Source organism: Marinobacter sp. M5B, from assembly GCF_042604615.1.
Taxonomy (GTDB): Bacteria; Pseudomonadota; Gammaproteobacteria; order Pseudomonadales; family Oleiphilaceae; genus Marinobacter; species Marinobacter salarius.
The window spans coordinates 752,234-767,704 of the sequence record NZ_CP156894.1 but is presented as its reverse complement, the minus strand read 5'-3'; the positions used below and the strand labels follow the sequence as shown (position 1 = coordinate 767,704).

Sequence of the window (15,471 nt, the reverse complement as noted above, 5' to 3'; positions counted from 1 at the left end):
GCCCGACCGGGAGGGGCACTCCCGGTTCAGGATTGCAGGTATTGCTCCAGGAATTCTCCGAATGGCTGGTTTTCGGCTTGCTCCATTTCATCCTGCTCGGAAAGCGAATCAGCGGTCATCTTTTCAAACGCCGCCATCACATCCGGTGACAGACCTTCCCCTCGCAGCGTTTGCTGGTGCTGCCTGGACATTTCCAGCCCCCATTCCCGGTGACCCATGCCGGAAGCCTCCATGGCTTCAAGCACCTTCGCTGAAGGTAACTCACGCGGATCGTCGAGCTTGGCACGCTGGTCATCCAGCGCTCGCTGATAGGTGGAATCTCCGTTCAAGCTGTCCAGCTGTTCTGCAAGGGGGGCAAGACGGTCCATCAGGGCAATGGCAGCGTCACCGACCCGGCCGCGTTCACCGGAGCGACAGATCGTCAGGTCCGGATTCCGGCCCCTAGCCACCACATCCTGGTAATTGTCATCCAGGCGATCGCATTCGTCATCGTCAATTCGGGGGCCGTCTGACAGCAGGCAATCCAGCAGGAACAGGTCAAGAAAATCGATCTGGCTTTCGTTAACGCCAACCGGGGAGAACGGATCCAGGTCCAGGCAACGCACCTCAATGTACTCCACGCCCCGTGACTCCAGGGCCTGTATCGGCTTTTCCCCACGCTCGGTGGTGCGCTTTGGCCGCACGGCGCTGTAGTACTCGTTCTCAATCTGCAGCACGCTGGTGTTGATCTGGATGAATTCGCCGTCGCGCCGGGTTCCGATCTTTTCGTAAGCTGGCCACGGGGTATGAATCGCCCTGAACAGAGTGTCGGTATAGGTCTTCAGTTCATTGAAACAGATGTTCAGCGATGCCTGAGCGTTGTTGTGATAGCCCAGGTCGCCCATGCGCAGCGATGTGGCCTCGCGGCCATACCAGGTATCATCGCTGAACCTGCTCAGGTCATGACGTACACCCGCCACAAAGCTGGCATCCAGCGCCGGAGAAGCGCCGAACAGCAGCATCAGCATCCAGCTGCGACGACGGAAATTGCGGATCAGCCAGAAATACTGGTCCGACTTGAAGTCCTGCAGGCTTTGTTGGTTACCAAGGGCGTCCTGCCAAAGCCTCCAGAAACTGTCAGGCAGCGACAGGTTGTAGTGGGCGCCAGCAATGCTTTGCATCATGCGACCGTAACGCACGGCCAGCCCCTGGCGATACACATGCTTCAAGCGACCGATATTGGCAGTGCCATACTCGGCAATGGGAATGCTCGCGTCGCCGTCCAGCTCACACGGCATACTCGCGGCCCAGAACACCTCATCCCCAAGATTGCACTGAACGAAGCGATGGGTATCCCGGAGCGAATCGAGCATCCCTCGCGTGGTATCGAACACCGGGGTAATCAGCTCCAACAAAGCTTCGGAGTAATCCGTGGTGATACGGGGATGGGTCAGTGTGGAACCCAGCGAGCGGGGGTGCGGAGTCTGTGCGATAAAGCCGTTGCGATCGACCCGCAGGCCTTCTTTCTCAACGCCTTTTCGAAATCCGGCCCATTGGTTGGCCGTGAACTGCTGAAAAAGCTGATGGCGGGATTCACCCATGAATGACTCCTGCTTGAATGGCCGCCGGGAACACCGGCGGCCATTACGGTAGTGTGTAGCGGCGCGGGTTAACGGCCGTCTTTGCGGGCCGACGCCAGAGCCTGTGCCAGCGCTCCGGCCATGGCACCCTTTTGCCCGCTGTCTGCGCCCTTGTGGCGGTCATTTCTTGCGGAAGGTTTGCCACCTTTACTGCTGGAGCCGGCGCGGTTGTCGGATTTCTCCCCGGGCTGGTCATCCATACGCATGGAAAGCGCAATCCGCTTTCTCGGGATATCCACGTCCATCACTTTCACCTTGACGATATCCCCTGCCTTGACCACTTCCCTCGGATCTTTCACGAAGGTATTCGACAACGCAGAGATATGCACAAGGCCATCCTGATGGACGCCGATGTCCACGAACGCGCCGAAGTTGGTCACGTTGGTGACCGACCCTTCCAGCACCATACCCGGCTTCAGGTCATTGAGGGTTTCCACTCCCTCCTCGAAGCTGGCAAAGCGGAACTCCGGCCGGGGGTCACGGCCCGGCTTTTCCAATTCCGTAATAATATCCTTTATGGTCGGCAGACCAAACTGTTCGGTGACATAGTCCTGCGGGTTCAACGAGCGCAGGAAATCGGCGTCGCCGACGATACCTTCAATCTTGCGATTGTTCTGGCGGGCAATAGCCTCAACCACACCATAGGCTTCCGGGTGCACCGACGAGCGGTCCAGCGGATTGTCGCCCCCCGCAATGCGAAGGAAACCGGCCGACTGCTCAAAGGTACGATCACCAAGGCGGGACACTTTAAGCAACTGCCTGCGATCACGGAACACGCCATTCTGGTTACGAAAATCGACGATGTTCTGGGCAATACTCTGGTTCAGGCCGGACACCCGTGCCAGCAGGGGGATGGATGCGGTGTTGAGATCCACACCAACACCGTTAACACAGTCCTCCACCACGGCATCCAGGCTGCGGGCCAACTGAACCTGAGACACGTCGTGCTGGTACTGCCCCACACCGATGGACTTGGGTTCGATCTTCACCATTTCCGCCAATGGGTCCTGCAACCGGCGGGCGATGGAGACCGCCCCGCGAATGGTCACGTCCAGGTCCGGCAGTTCGCGGGAGGCGAATTCAGAGGCGGAATAGATCGAAGCACCGGATTCGCTGACCACAATCCGCGCCAGCTTCAGCTCCGGGTAACGCTTGCTCAGGTCCGCGACCAGCTTTTCGGTTTCGCGGGAGGCCGTACCGTTACCAATGGCCACCAGTTCAATGCGGTACTGCCGACACCAGCTCGCCAACTGTTCAATGGACTGATCCCACTGGTTGCGGGGCGCGTGCGGGAAAATACCACCGTGCCCCACCACCTGGCCGGTGCCGTCGATGATGGCCACCTTCACACCGGTGCGCAGGCCGGGGTCCAGCCCCAGTGTGGCGCGGGGGCCCGCCGGCGCCAGTAACAGCAGATCCTTGAGGTTGGCGGCAAACACATTGATGGCCTCGGTTTCTGCCGCTTCCCGCACCTGGGCCATAAGGTCGGTTTCGATCTGGGTCGACAGCTTTACGCGCCAGGTCCAGCGCACCACTTCCGACAACCAGCGGTCGGCCGCACGGCCGTTGTCACGGATATGCCAGCGCGCGGCAATACGCTGTTCCGCCGGATGGGGCTGGCGACGGTCGTCTTCCGCATCGCCAACCACAATGGAGTAGGTAAGCACGCCTTCATTGCGCCCCCGGAGGATGGCAAGCGCACGATGGGATGGCACCTTTTTCAGCGGCTCGACATGGTCGAAGTAGTCGCGGAACTTGGCACCTTCATTTTCCTTGCCGTCCACCACGGTGACCTTGAGCTGCCCCTGCTGCCAGATAAAATCACGCAGCTCACCCAGGAGTTCCGCATCCTCGGCAAAGCGTTCCATCAGAATGTAGCGGGCACCATCAAGCGCGGCCTTGGTGTCGGTAACACCGGCCTCATCATTGACATAGCCTTCCGCTGTGCTCTCTGGCTCCAGCGTGGGGTCGTCATACAGGGCGTCGGCCAGGGGCTCCAGACCGGCTTCACGGGCAATCTGCGCTTTGGTTCGGCGCTTGGGCTTATACGGCAGGTAGAGGTCTTCCAGGCGATTCTTGGTGTCCGCCGAATCGATGCTGGCACGTAGTTCATCGGTCAGCTTGCCCTGCTCCTCAATGCTGTTGAGGATCGTGGAACGACGGTCTTCCAGCTCACGCAGATAACGCAGGCGGTCTTCCAGGGACCGTAACTGGCTGTCATCGAGCGAACCGGTGACTTCCTTGCGATAACGGGCAATAAAAGGAACGGTGGCGCCACCGTCCAGCATTTCAACGGTGGCATTCACCTGCTGTTCACGAACACCCAGTTCGTCAGCAATGCGCCTGATGATACTGTTCATGCAACCTCATCTGATGCTTACGAGTCAAAGCGCAAAGGTACAGCGGCTTATTGCTGCAGGCAAGCAGCGCGGCTACGGTTGTCCAGGAATTGCACAAGATCTGCCCATGGCATGGGGCGCGCGTAGTAGTAACCCTGAATTTCATCACAGTGTTGCTGGCGCAGGAATTCCAGTTGTCCTTCCGTCTCCACCCCTTCCGCCACCACGCTGATTTGCAGGCTGTGAGCCAGGCTGATAATGGCACGGATGATATGCTCGGCGTCGGCAGACTGCCCCAACTCCTGAACGAAAGACTTGTCGATTTTTACGAGGGATATAGGCAGGTGCTGAAGATTGCTGAGTGAGGAGAACCCGGTTCCGAAGTCATCCAGGGCAAAACTGATACCCAGTTGATTGAGCTCCCGCAGACATCGCTGGGCATATTCCGGGTCATGCATCATGGCGCTTTCCGTAAGCTCCAACTCCAACAGACTGGTGTCGATATTGGCATTGAAGATAATGCGGAAAATGGTTTCGGTCATCTTGCGATCATGGAACTGACGGAACGAAAGGTTCACGGCAAACACCAGCCCCGGGTGCCCGAGATCTGAACACTCCTGAAGACGCTTGCAGGCCTGCTCGATCACCCAGTAGCCGATAGGAACGATCAACCCGCTGCGCTCTGCCACTGGAATGAATTCGTCCGGCCCCACCAACCCCCTTTCCGGATGATTCCACCGGAGCAGGCACTCCACCCCCCGAACTTCTTCCGACGCGAGGTCGATACGCGGCTGATAATACACTTCCAGCTCATTGCCCCGCAGAGCGTTACGGAGATCCGCCTCCAGGCGCAGTTGGTATCCGGCCGTTATGTGCAACTGACGATCGTAAAACCGGTAACTGGTACCTGGGTCGCGCTTGGCTTCAAACATGGCTCGGTTGGCACGTCGCAGAAGGTTTTCCGGGCTGTCACCCGCTTCCGGGTAGGTGGCCACACCGAGGCTGGCGCTGACGACGACATTCTGGCCGTCAAGGCTGAATGGTTCACCCATCGCAGTCACGAGCTTGCGGATGATCTGGGTAATATCCAGGGAGTCTTCCACTTTCTCGACAATGATCGCAAACTCGTCGCCGCCAATGCGCATCAGCGAATCCACTCGCCGCAAATTCTGTCGCAGCCGTTCCGCCAGCTTCAGCATGATCTGGTCACTCTTCTGGTAACCGAAGGATTCATTGAAGCTGCGGAAATCATCCAGGTTGATGTGCAACAACGCCAGCCGCTGGCTGGCACGCTCGGCCCTCAGCAATGCCTGTTGCAGGCGATCGAAGAACAGGTCACGGTTGATAAAACCACTGGCCACTTCCCGGCCCAACTGGCCGTGAGCGGACTCCGAAAGCTGCTGCCGATACCAAAGACAGCGTACCGCGCGGCGCAGCCCCCACTCTTCCAATGACTGGCGACTCAGGTAGTCCGAAGCGCCATTGGCAAGCAGGTCAACAGCGCGCTCGGAGGCTGGCTCGGCACTCAGTGCCAGCACCGGTTTTTCGTTGCTGGACACGGACAGGTACTGCAGGAAAGCGTCTTCGGAACCGCCATGAAACACACAGTCCCAGAGGATAACGTCAAAATGGGTATTGCGAATCAGATCATCGCAGTCGATAAGATCCGGGCACCAGGTCAGGTCCGGTTCCATTTCACAATCACGTGACAGGAGCGCACCCAGCCAGAGAAAATCCGCATACTCCGGCGTCAGCACCAGCAGCCGTACATGGCTGGGATTGGGTTGTTTTACTGCCAGGGTCATTAAGAAGCGTCCCGTTCCTCGTGATCAAACATCTCCGTTCCCTCAAGAATAGCTGATAGATCGTCAAGGTACAGCATGTCTGCCTAGTGTAGAATGTTTGCTTCCCAGGTTATCTCGGAATTTCCCGGATTGGCGCAATTATTGTGAACAAGCTCAACCCCCGACAGAGTGAAGCCGTCCGCTATGCGGAGGGTCCTATGCTGGTACTGGCTGGTGCTGGCAGCGGTAAGACCAGCGTGATCACCCGCAAAGTGGCTTATCTGATCGAACACCTTGGCATTCCAGGGCGTCATATCGCCGCCGTGACCTTCACCAACAAGGCCGCGCGCGAAATGAAAGAACGTGTCGGACGCCTGGTGGATCGCAAACTGACCCGGGGATTGATTGTTTCCACCTTCCATAACCTCGGGCTGAACATGATCCGCGAGGAGCACGAGCACCTGGGCTATCACCCCGGTTTTTCGATCTTCGATGCGGAAGATGCCAAGGCCCTGCTGCAGGACCTGATGATGCGCGAGGCCAGCGCGGATGCCGGCGATGAACTGTCTGACGTGCAGATGACCATCTCGTCCTGGAAGAATGCCATGCGCAGCCCCCAAGACGCCTGGAGCCGGGCCGCTGATGAGCGGGAGCAGCGTATTGCCATCATTTACCGCCACTACAACGAATACCTGAAGGCCTATAACGCGGTGGATTTCGATGATCTGATCCTGCTGCCGGTACAGCTGTTCCGCGACAACCCCGAGGTGTTGCAGAAATGGCGGCGAAAAATCCGCTACATGCTGGTGGACGAATACCAGGACACCAACCTGTGCCAGTACGAACTGGTCAAGCTGTTGGTGGCAGAACGGGCCGCCTTTACCGTCGTTGGTGATGACGACCAGTCGATCTATGCCTGGCGCGGCGCCCGGCCCGAAAACCTTGCTCAGCTCAAGGAAGACTTCCCTAGCCTCAAAATCGTCAAGCTGGAGCAGAACTACCGTTCCACGGTTCGCATCCTTCGTTGTGCCAACACGGTCATTGCCAATAATCCCCACGTGTTCGAGAAAGCCCTGTGGAGTGATCATACGGTCGGGGACGAGCTAAGAATCGTCCGCTGCCGCAGCGAAGACGCGGAAGCCGAACGGGTGGCCACGGAAATTCTCGACCAGAAACTCAAGAAAGGCCTGGCTTTCCGGGACTTCGCCGTTCTCTATCGGGGCAACCACCAGGCACGGCTGCTGGAAATGAAACTGCAGGCTTACCAGATCCCCTATCACATCTCCGGTGGCCAGTCGTTTTTCTCCAAGAACGAGATCAAGGACGCCATGTCCTATCTGCGTCTGTTGGTGAACCCGGATGACGACGCGGCATTCCTGCGCGTCGTGAACGTGCCCCGCCGGGAGATCGGCCCCCGCACGCTGGAACAGCTCAGCCATTACGCCCGCTCCCGCAACGTCAGCCTGTTTCGTGCCCTGGGCGATATGGGTGCCGAAACCCACGTTACCGAGAAGGGGCTGGACCGTCTGCGGCGCTTCGCTCACTGGGTGGACAACACCTGCGAGCGCCTGCACAGCGAAGATCCGATTCCGGTGATCAAGCAGTTGTTCACCGATATCGAATACGAGGAATGGCTGCACCTGCATTCCGGCTCGCCAAAACAGGCGGAACGGCGAATGGAGAACATCTGGTATCTGGTGGAGTCCATCCAGCGCATGCTGGACGACGGCAAGGGTACGGCCGACGAAATGGGCATTGAAGACGCCATCAGCCGGCTAATCCTGCGCGACATGATGGAGCAGCGCGAAGAAGAGGACGACAGCGACAAGGTCCAGCTACTGACCCTCCACGCCTCAAAAGGCCTGGAATTCCCCCACGTGTTCATCATGGGTCTGGAAGAGGAAATACTGCCCCACCGCTCCAGCATTGAGGAAGGCAATGTCGAGGAAGAACGGCGACTGATGTACGTGGGTATCACCCGAGCCCGGGAAACCCTGACCCTTACGTTTGCCGCCCAGCGAAAACAGTACGGCGAAAAGCTGGAAACTATTCCAAGCCGGTTTCTTGATGAGCTGCCCGAGGACGACCTGAGATGGGAAGGCACCGGCGACCTGGACGTGGAAGCCAACCAGCAAAAAGGTAAGGCCACCCTCAGTGCATTACTCGGCGACCTCGGAAGCTGAATTTCACGTTTTTTCACAATCCCTGCAACCTTATGACCTCCTGATCCGTAACAGCCTAGGGAGCTTTGCTTCCGGCAAACACAAAAACAAGATCAGGAGAACACCATGTCCCGTCGATTCAATCGATTATCAAGCGTCACCGGTTCGCTGATTCTGCTCATCGCAGGATCAGGCACCGCCAACGCGGGCCTTCTCGGCAGCCTGCTGGGCGGCTCATCCGAGGACTCAACGACCCAGACTGAGGAACCGGCAGCTCCTGACAGTTACAACAGCAAGGGCACGTTCAGTGAGCCCTTTGCGGAACCCACCATTATTGTGGATGGTGAAGCTGTCGAAACGGACGAAAAATGCATTACCCGGGCTGATGGCATGGATGAGTGCAAACCCGCGGCCGGCACCATGGCACTTCTCAAAGACGGTCGCCTGCTTTACCTGAACGCCCTGGAAGGCACTGAGAACGTTGAGTTATCCATTGTTGCGGAATTTGGCGAAGTGTCCGTCAACGATCAGACCCGCGTTCTGTCGCTGGATGAAAACGACAATCCATCCTGGATCAAACCCTCTCCCCTGGACGCCGGCGCCAACCCGGATGGCAACGACAGTGAAACACTGCTGAATGGCACCGAGCTGGATGGCCTGCTCGATACCGCCGACAACACCAGCGCCAACGACGGCGCCCTGTTCTGCTCCGACGTCATCGGCCTGGCCAACGGTGATGTGATGGCCGTTGGCGGCACCGACTACTATTCCGAGCCAGGCATTGATGGCCTGCCTCTTGGGGTGGCGGAACTGGAAGGTATCAAGAATTCGAGAATATTCGACGAGGAGACCAACACCTGGCGCCAAAGTGGCGATATGACCTACGGGCGCTGGTATCCATCACTCGTAACCATGGGCAACGGCAACGTCTTCGTCGCCAGTGGTGTCACCAAGCTGCTGAAGCCAGTGTACCCGGATGAGCCACTGAACAGCGGACGCAACGTGGTGCAAACGGAGACCTACGACCCCTGCGCCGGCGCCTGGACGCAGAATCCGTCCACCGCTGATCGCTCCTTACCGCTCTATCCACGCATGCATCTGCTGCCGAATGGACACATCTTCTACAACGCTGGTGGCCAGGCCTTCAACCCATTCGGCCAGGGTTACGACCAGGCATTGTGGAACATTGTCGCCAGTTTCAACCCAGATACCCAGCGCTGGAACGACATTGGCTATGCCGGCCTCCCACTAAGGCTGGATGAAGCCGGGCTGGGTCAGTTGAGCAGCACCCTGAACATCACCAACCTGTCGCTTGATCAGGTCGGCTCACTGCTTGGCGATGTTCTCGACTCGCCCACGGATTTGCTGACCAGCGCAGCCGATCTTGGGGTATCTGAAGAAGATCTGCGCATGGCGATCGCCGGTGGTATGCGGGGCTCCACGTCGTCCACCATGTTGCCGCTGAAACCAGACGCCAGCGGTAACTACAATGAAGTGGAACTGCTGACCGCGGGCGGCGTACCCAGTTATGCAGTACTGACGAACCCCGGCGGCTACCTGCCCACCGACCAGACCCGCATCGATACTGTCACCACCAACGGCGACGAAATCGGCTACGAGTCGCGTTTGGCCGGCCCACTGAATCAGCCTCGCTGGTACGGCACAAACGTTGTGATGCCCGACGGCACCGTGATGGTGTTCAGCGGCGGCAATCGTGACGGTGTGGTAGCGCCCGGCCTGGAAGGCCCGATCCGCACCGCCGAGCAGTTCAACCCGGAAACCGGAGAATGGACGGAAATGGCTACCGGCCACCGCGCCCGCACCTACCACAACACTGCGGTACTGATGGAGGACGGCCGCGTTATGGTTGCCGGCCACTCACCAATCAACACCGCTTACCTGACATTCGTGGATCTTCAGGATTTCGGACTCGCACCCTATGACGGCCGCGATCCGAGTTTCGAAATCTACACTCCGCCCTACGCCATGCGGGACGACCGCCCCAAAATTAAAAGTGCACCCAGCAATCTGACCATTGGCGACCGATTCAACATCAAGGTCGACCAGGTGGATCAGATCGACAAGGCCCTGCTGATTCGCCGTACAGTCATGACCCACGTCATTGACGGTGACCAGCGTGCCATTGAACTGGTCATGGAGCGGGGCCCTGGCAACAAGCTGACTCTGACCATGCCCGACAACCACAACGTGGTGCCCGCCGGCGAATACATGCTGTTCGTCAGCAAGGACACCCCAGATGGCCGCGTACCCTCGGTGTCCGCGCCGATCACTGTGGTGAATGAGAATCTCGCCTGCATGGCGCCCACGCAGGTGGCCAGCGATACCACCACCAGCGGTGGCATCATTGAGTCAACCCTCGAGCTGCTGTGACCGTCAGGAGGATTGTTATGAAACACATCGAACAGGTCGGAGCTCGCCTGGCGGCCCCGGTGTTGTTCGGCCTGGTGTCCCTGTCAGCCTCCGGGCAGGCAGGGGCCCACGGTGCACTGGAGACAGAGGACGTTCCGGACGGCATCGTAAAGGCTCGAATAGCCCATCAACCCGACATTCCCGGACTCAGTGCAATCATTCTGGATGCACCGCGCCCGGGCATATTGCTTCGATATCAAGGTGAAGAACCTCTGACCGTATTGGGCACGGACGGGGAGGCGTTTATACGATTTACCCGAACCGAAGTCACCGTTAATACGGAGAGCCCCAGTTGGAAAGCGCTACCAAACCAGTCGGCGGAAACGAGCCAGACGTCCTGGGTGACAATGTCTCAATCCGGCGCTTTTGGCTGGCTGGACTCCCGGCTCAATGTTCTGCATGACAGCAACAGCGCAGATGGACCCAAAACCTGGTCAATTGCAGTGACAACGCCCAAAAACGGCACTGAGCGAATCGAAGGGCAACTGACCTATATGCCCATTCACTAACGGGCGAACATTCCGCTAACCAATAAAAAGCCCCCGTAATATCGGGGGCTTTTTGATCTACCGTGGGCCGGAGTACAGTTGCTACTGGCTGGCCTCAACCATGTGCTCGACGGCGCTCTCGATTTCCTCATCAGAGCACCCGGAACAACCGCCCTTGGCCGGCATGGCATTGAAGCCGTTGATCGCGTGATTGACCAGTGTGTCCAGTCCTTTTTCAATACGGGGTGACCATGCGGCTGTGTCGCCCTTCTTGGGAGCGCCTGCCGCGCCAGTGCTGTGGCAAGCGGTACAGGCTGCATCGTAAACGTCACTTCCAGAACGAGGGCCCGAGCTTGCGCTTGCAGATGGAGCAGCTGCCTGCCCACAGTCTTCACCCTGGACGCACACTTCGCCAACCGGGGCAATGCGAGCACGAATTTCATCTTCAACATTGGCCATTACGGCACCTGCGGTCAGGCCGAAACCAAGCAATACGGCAGCCAGGACTCTCTTCATCATCACAATGCACCTCACAATTGGGCGTTATAATCGTTAGTGCACGCATTATAGCGACTGCGGCAGGCCAAAAAAACCAAACTGCAAAATGAACCCCCGATTTCAATCAATTTTCGTTGCCATTTCGTAAGTCAGAGGGCTCCGGAAGCACTTTCCGGGTACCATGCACCAAACAGATACCGAAGGTTCGAATGTATGCCTGATACCAACCAGCCACACCCCTGGCGAAAGCCATTACTGATCACCGAGTTTACCGCGGTAGCCATACTGCTGGCGTCCATGGGCTGGTTTTCCAGCCGCGCGGCAGAGGGTGCCGCACTGAGCCCTGTGTGGTTATTGATTCCCGCCGCCGCAAGTCTTGCGGTATTCATCAGTTTTATCGGGCTGATGTACCTGCGCTGGGTGGTTGCAGCAGCTGCTGAACGCAAACCCCGGCATAAAATCGTATTTTCCCTGCTGGTGATGACGCTGCTCGGAGTATGGGCTTACGGCGTCGCCAACACCTGGATCAGTGTTTCCAACGCATAAGGACTGGACCATGCCCATCGTTCGCCGCCCTGAACTTTTGAGGTTTACTGGCTTGCTGTTGTCTCTGAATCTGTTCCTTCCCGGAACGGCCACCGCGCAGGACGAGCCCCCCGGGAACCGGAATTTTGAGGGAGTGAAGCCGGAAGACTGTGCCCTGATCAAGGATGGCGTTCAGCGTCTCGCATGTTACGACGCCATCAATGACCCGGCCAGCGCTCGCAATGGTGCCTCTGATGAGAGCCTGGACGCCATCGACAAGTCGACGGAGGCGCTGCAGTACGAAGAGGCAGCGAATGCGGAAAACGGCGATGCAACACTGGGGCCCGCGGAAGAAAGCACGACAGGAGAGGACGGAGAAGATACCGGCGTGATGTCGGCGATCCTGAACCGTTATGTCGCCGCAGAGAAGGCTATTTTCTCGTTTTCCGGCAGTTTTGTTGGCCATCGGCCGATGTATATCCTGCCGTTCAGCTATATGAAGAATGCCAATCGTGAACCCACAAATCCGAGACTGGGCGCAACCGATTACGACTATGGCATCGACAACCAGGAAGCCAAGTACCAGATCAGTTTCAAGGTACCCTTGTTGACTGGCTGGCTGGATGACCGCACGACGCTCTGGTTCGGCTACACCCAGAAATCGTTTTGGCAGGTGTATAACACGGATGACTCAGCGCCATTCCGGGAAACCAATTATGAGCCGGAAGTCTTTGTACGCTATGAGACGAATTATGACCTGGGCCCTGGCAGGCTGAATGGTGTCACGCTGGGCTTTAATCATGAGTCCAATGGCCAGTCGGAACCCCGTTCCCGCAGTTGGAACCGGATCGTGGGGTCGGCAGCCTACAGCTATGATCGCTGGCTGTTCATCCTTCAGCCCTGGTATCGACTGCCGGAGGATGACAGCGAGGACGACAATGAGGATATTGAGCGCTATCTGGGCTATGCGAACTACATGGCGATCTACAAGTGGAGTGAGGATCGAACGCTGTCGATGAAGCTGATGAACAACTTGCGGTCAGACAACAAGACGTCGATTGAGTTGGGTTATAGCTTTCCGATGGGGGATACGATCAAGGGGTATGTCCATTATTACAATGGCTATGGTGAGAGCCTGATTGACTACAATGAGCGGATTCAGCGGATCGGCATCGGGATTATGTTGAACGACTGGCTTTGAGTGGTTCCCGGCTTTTGCCATTGGTGCAAGACAGTCCGGCATGGTTCCCTCTCCCGAAACACGCTCCTTGCGGCACATCCATGTGACGCTTGGGCTTCGCCATCCATGGCTCCGCACAGTTTCGGGAGAGGGAACCATGCCGGCCTGCCCCAAAATTCGGAGTTAGCCTTCCTTGTTCAACCTTTGCATTTCTGCCAGCAGTTCTGCCGTTTTTTCCTTCATCAACGCAATATCCCCCCTCGATTCCACGTTCAGGCGAACCACCGGTTCGGTGTTGGACATTCGCAGGTTGAACCGCCAGTCGTCGAATTCGATGCTGGCACCGTCGACGTGGCTGACACTTTTGGCGCCCGGGCTGTATTTGGCCTCGATGGCGGCAATGACCTTGGGGGGATCATCGATCGTGCGGTTGATTTCGCCGCTGGCCGGATAGGCCTCGATTCGGGCGTCTATCAGGGAGGACAGCGTCTGGCCGGACTGGCACAGGCGTTCGGCGACGAGCAACCAGGGGATCATGCCGCTGTCGCAGTAGGCGAAATCGCGGAAGTAGTGGTGGGCGCTCATTTCGCCGCCGTAGACTGCATCTTCGTCGCGCATGCGTTGTTTGATGAAGGCGTGGCCGGTTTTGCTTTCGATGGCTTCGCCGCCAACGGCGTTGACGAGGTCGATGGTGTTCCAGGTCAGTCTTGGGTCGTGGATGACTTTACCGCCGCCGGTTTTGCGGAGGAACTGGTCTGCCAGCAGGCCGACAATGTAATAGCCCTCGATGAAGCGGCCGTTTTCGTCGAAGAAGAAGCAGCGATCGTAGTCGCCGTCCCAGGCAATGCCCATGGCAGCGCCATACTCCACAACCGCATCCGCGGTGGCGGCGCGGTTTTCTTCCAGAATGGGGTTGGGAACACCGTTCGGGAAATGACCATTGGCCTGGTGGTGCACTTTGACGAAATCGAACGGCAGGTGTTGTTCCAGCTCGTCGACAATCAACCCCGCCCCGCCGTTACCAGCATTGACCACGATGGTTTTGGGCTTGAGCGATCCTGCCGCTATATAACCCAACAGGTGATCGATATAGGCGGTAACCACTTCCAGCGGCTCATATCGTCCCTGTTCCGGCGCATCACCGAAGGGCTCAGGCACCCGGTCACGGATGTCATTCAGGCCGTTGTCGGAACTGATAGGGCGCGAGTCCGGCCCCACCATCTTCATGCCATTGTGATCACGCGGGTTGTGGCTGGCGGTGACCATGATGCCGCCGTCCATTTTGTAATGGCTGGTGGCGAAGTAGACCAGCTCGGTACCACACAGGCCGATATCGAAAACGTCGGCACCGGCGGCCATAAGGCCGGAGCAGAGGGCGTCGGCGATTTCACGGCTGGACAGCCGGATGTCGTAGCCGACGATGACTCTTTTCGCCCCCGTCACTTCCACATAGGCGCGACCGATGCGTTCGGCCAGCTCTGGGTTAAGCTGGTCCGGCACTCGGCCACGAAGGTCATAGGCTTTAAAACAGGACAGATCCATTGTCACTGATGTTTACTCCGCGGCGGACGACTGAAGCTGGATGTAGTTCTGGATACCCATCTTGCCGATCATGTCGAGCTGGGTTTCGAGCCAATCAATGTGCTCTTCTTCGCTGTCGAGGATGCCACGGAACAGTTCACGACTGGTGTAGTCCTTCACCTGCTCACAATGAACAACCGCATCTTTCAGGTCCTGATGGGCGATCATTTCCAGTTTGAGGTCACAGGACAGCATTTCCTCGACGTTTTCACCGATCAGCAGCTTGTTTAGGTCCTGGAGGTTAGGTAGCCCTTCCAGAAACAGGATGCGTTCGATCAGCAGATCCGCATGCTTCATTTCGTCGATGGACTCTTCGTATTCCTTGTCCGCCAGTTTGGTGATACCCCAATCCTTGTACATGCGGGAATGGAGGAAGTACTGGTTGATGGCGGTCAGCTCGTTGGCGAGTACTTTATTCAGGAACTGGATGACTTTCTTGTCGCCTTTCATGACGGATCTCCTTTCGTGAGTGTGCGATCCTTACAAGGATAGTCTTTCACGCGGGGAGAAAAAATCACATTTAGGAATCAGGTGCAGGCAAGAACGGATTCCGCACTCTCCCTATCACTACCCTATCCGTCAGGCGGGCTGGGCTAGCATGTCAGCCATGGCCAGGTAATCGGGGGTGCGGCTTTCGCGGAGAATCTCCCGTGCTGTACAGGCACAACGACCGCATTGCGTGCCAACACCGAGCTCCTTGCCAAGCTGGCGCATGGAACTGACGCCATTGTCGGCGGCTTCACGGATTTCTCGGTCTGTTACACCATGGCAGAGGCATACATACATAGGAGCATCTCACTAACGATAACAAAGCTAGTGATAATTATTGTCATTTGCATGCAGCTTTGCAAGCCCAAAGAGCGAT

General features: G+C 57.6%; 12 protein-coding genes. 5 read left to right on the top strand and 7 right to left on the bottom strand.

The window, feature by feature from the left end; all coding sequences use genetic code 11:
• Nucleotides 1–26: 26 nt before the first annotated feature.
• From gshA to AAGD24_RS03400, 3 genes are all read right to left on the bottom strand, one after another.
• A complete protein-coding gene (gene gshA, locus AAGD24_RS03410) occupies nt 27–1,580 on the bottom strand; it encodes a glutamate--cysteine ligase (RefSeq protein WP_379866587.1) in 1,554 nt (517 codons plus the stop codon).
• A gap of 68 nt (nt 1,581–1,648) precedes the next feature.
• Entirely contained in the window at nt 1,649–3,979 is a 2,331-nt protein-coding gene (locus tag AAGD24_RS03405) for a Tex family protein (protein ID WP_091642212.1), read from the bottom strand.
• 47 nt (nt 3,980–4,026) lie between these two features.
• On the bottom strand, nt 4,027–5,763 hold the full coding sequence (locus AAGD24_RS03400) for a GGDEF domain-containing response regulator (protein WP_075194994.1): 1,737 nt from the start codon (nt 5,761–5,763) through the stop codon (nt 4,027–4,029).
• Between the two features lie 143 nt (nt 5,764–5,906).
• Here AAGD24_RS03400 and rep point away from each other — a divergent pair, with 143 nt between their 5' ends.
• From rep to AAGD24_RS03385, 3 genes are all read left to right on the top strand, one after another.
• Nucleotides 5,907–7,925, top strand: coding sequence for a DNA helicase Rep (gene rep / locus AAGD24_RS03395; RefSeq protein WP_075194993.1), 2,019 nt, complete (start codon nt 5,907–5,909; stop codon nt 7,923–7,925).
• 105 nt (nt 7,926–8,030) lie between these two features.
• Nucleotides 8,031–10,295, top strand: a complete 2,265-nt coding sequence (locus AAGD24_RS03390; protein ID WP_041332604.1) for a galactose oxidase-like domain-containing protein — start codon at nt 8,031–8,033, stop codon at nt 10,293–10,295.
• Nucleotides 10,296–10,312: 17 nt separating this feature from the next.
• Entirely contained in the window at nt 10,313–10,843 is a 531-nt protein-coding gene (locus AAGD24_RS03385; protein ID WP_286811076.1) for a hypothetical protein, read from the top strand.
• An 81-nt stretch (nt 10,844–10,924) separates the two neighbouring features.
• Here AAGD24_RS03385 and AAGD24_RS03380 read toward each other — a convergent pair whose 3' ends face one another.
• Nucleotides 10,925–11,338 (bottom strand): cytochrome c5 family protein, encoded by a 414-nt coding sequence (locus AAGD24_RS03380; RefSeq protein WP_036205573.1) that lies wholly within the window; start codon nt 11,336–11,338, stop codon nt 10,925–10,927.
• Between the two features lie 195 nt (nt 11,339–11,533).
• Here AAGD24_RS03380 and AAGD24_RS03375 point away from each other — a divergent pair, with 195 nt between their 5' ends.
• Both AAGD24_RS03375 and AAGD24_RS03370 read left to right on the top strand, forming a co-directional pair.
• Complete coding sequence (locus tag AAGD24_RS03375) at nt 11,534–11,866, top strand: hypothetical protein (protein WP_036202970.1); 333 nt, start codon at nt 11,534–11,536, stop codon at nt 11,864–11,866.
• A 10-nt stretch (nt 11,867–11,876) separates the two neighbouring features.
• Nucleotides 11,877–13,046, top strand: coding sequence for a phospholipase A (locus AAGD24_RS03370; RefSeq protein WP_036202968.1), 1,170 nt, complete (start codon nt 11,877–11,879; stop codon nt 13,044–13,046).
• A 162-nt stretch (nt 13,047–13,208) separates the two neighbouring features.
• Here the strand turns inward: AAGD24_RS03370 and AAGD24_RS03365 are convergent, their stop codons facing one another.
• The 3 genes from AAGD24_RS03365 to AAGD24_RS03355 all read right to left on the bottom strand — a co-directional run bounded on the left by AAGD24_RS03365 (nt 13,209) and on the right by AAGD24_RS03355 (nt 15,392).
• Entirely contained in the window at nt 13,209–14,567 is a 1,359-nt protein-coding gene (locus AAGD24_RS03365; RefSeq protein WP_379867388.1) for a phosphomannomutase, read from the bottom strand.
• Nucleotides 14,568–14,579: 12 nt separating this feature from the next.
• Nucleotides 14,580–15,056 (bottom strand): bacterioferritin, encoded by a 477-nt coding sequence (gene bfr / locus AAGD24_RS03360; RefSeq protein ID WP_007153572.1) that lies wholly within the window; start codon nt 15,054–15,056, stop codon nt 14,580–14,582.
• A gap of 129 nt (nt 15,057–15,185) precedes the next feature.
• Nucleotides 15,186–15,392 (bottom strand): bacterioferritin-associated ferredoxin, encoded by a 207-nt coding sequence (locus AAGD24_RS03355; protein WP_007153573.1) that lies wholly within the window; start codon nt 15,390–15,392, stop codon nt 15,186–15,188.
• Nucleotides 15,393–15,471 lie beyond the last annotated feature (79 nt).

Bases quoted from the DNA above. Each gene is read 5' to 3' on its own strand.
- AAGD24_RS03380 (WP_036205573.1), bottom strand. From the start codon at position 11,338: ATGAAGAGAGTCCTGGCTGCCGTATTGCTTGGTTTCGGCCTGACCGCA.
- AAGD24_RS03400 (WP_075194994.1), bottom strand. From the start codon at position 5,763: ATGACCCTGGCAGTAAAACAACCCAATCCCAGCCATGTACGGCTGCTG.
- AAGD24_RS03365 (WP_379867388.1), bottom strand. From the start codon at position 14,567: ATGGATCTGTCCTGTTTTAAAGCCTATGACCTTCGTGGCCGAGTGCCG.
- AAGD24_RS03355 (WP_007153573.1), bottom strand. From the start codon at position 15,392: ATGTATGTATGCCTCTGCCATGGTGTAACAGACCGAGAAATCCGTGAA.
- AAGD24_RS03405 (WP_091642212.1), bottom strand. From the start codon at position 3,979: ATGAACAGTATCATCAGGCGCATTGCTGACGAACTGGGTGTTCGTGAA.
- AAGD24_RS03390 (WP_041332604.1), top strand. From the start codon at position 8,031: ATGTCCCGTCGATTCAATCGATTATCAAGCGTCACCGGTTCGCTGATT.
- bfr (WP_007153572.1), bottom strand. From the start codon at position 15,056: ATGAAAGGCGACAAGAAAGTCATCCAGTTCCTGAATAAAGTACTCGCC.
- AAGD24_RS03370 (WP_036202968.1), top strand. From the start codon at position 11,877: ATGCCCATCGTTCGCCGCCCTGAACTTTTGAGGTTTACTGGCTTGCTG.
- gshA (WP_379866587.1), bottom strand. From the start codon at position 1,580: ATGGGTGAATCCCGCCATCAGCTTTTTCAGCAGTTCACGGCCAACCAA.
- AAGD24_RS03375 (WP_036202970.1), top strand. From the start codon at position 11,534: ATGCCTGATACCAACCAGCCACACCCCTGGCGAAAGCCATTACTGATC.
- AAGD24_RS03385 (WP_286811076.1), top strand. From the start codon at position 10,313: ATGAAACACATCGAACAGGTCGGAGCTCGCCTGGCGGCCCCGGTGTTG.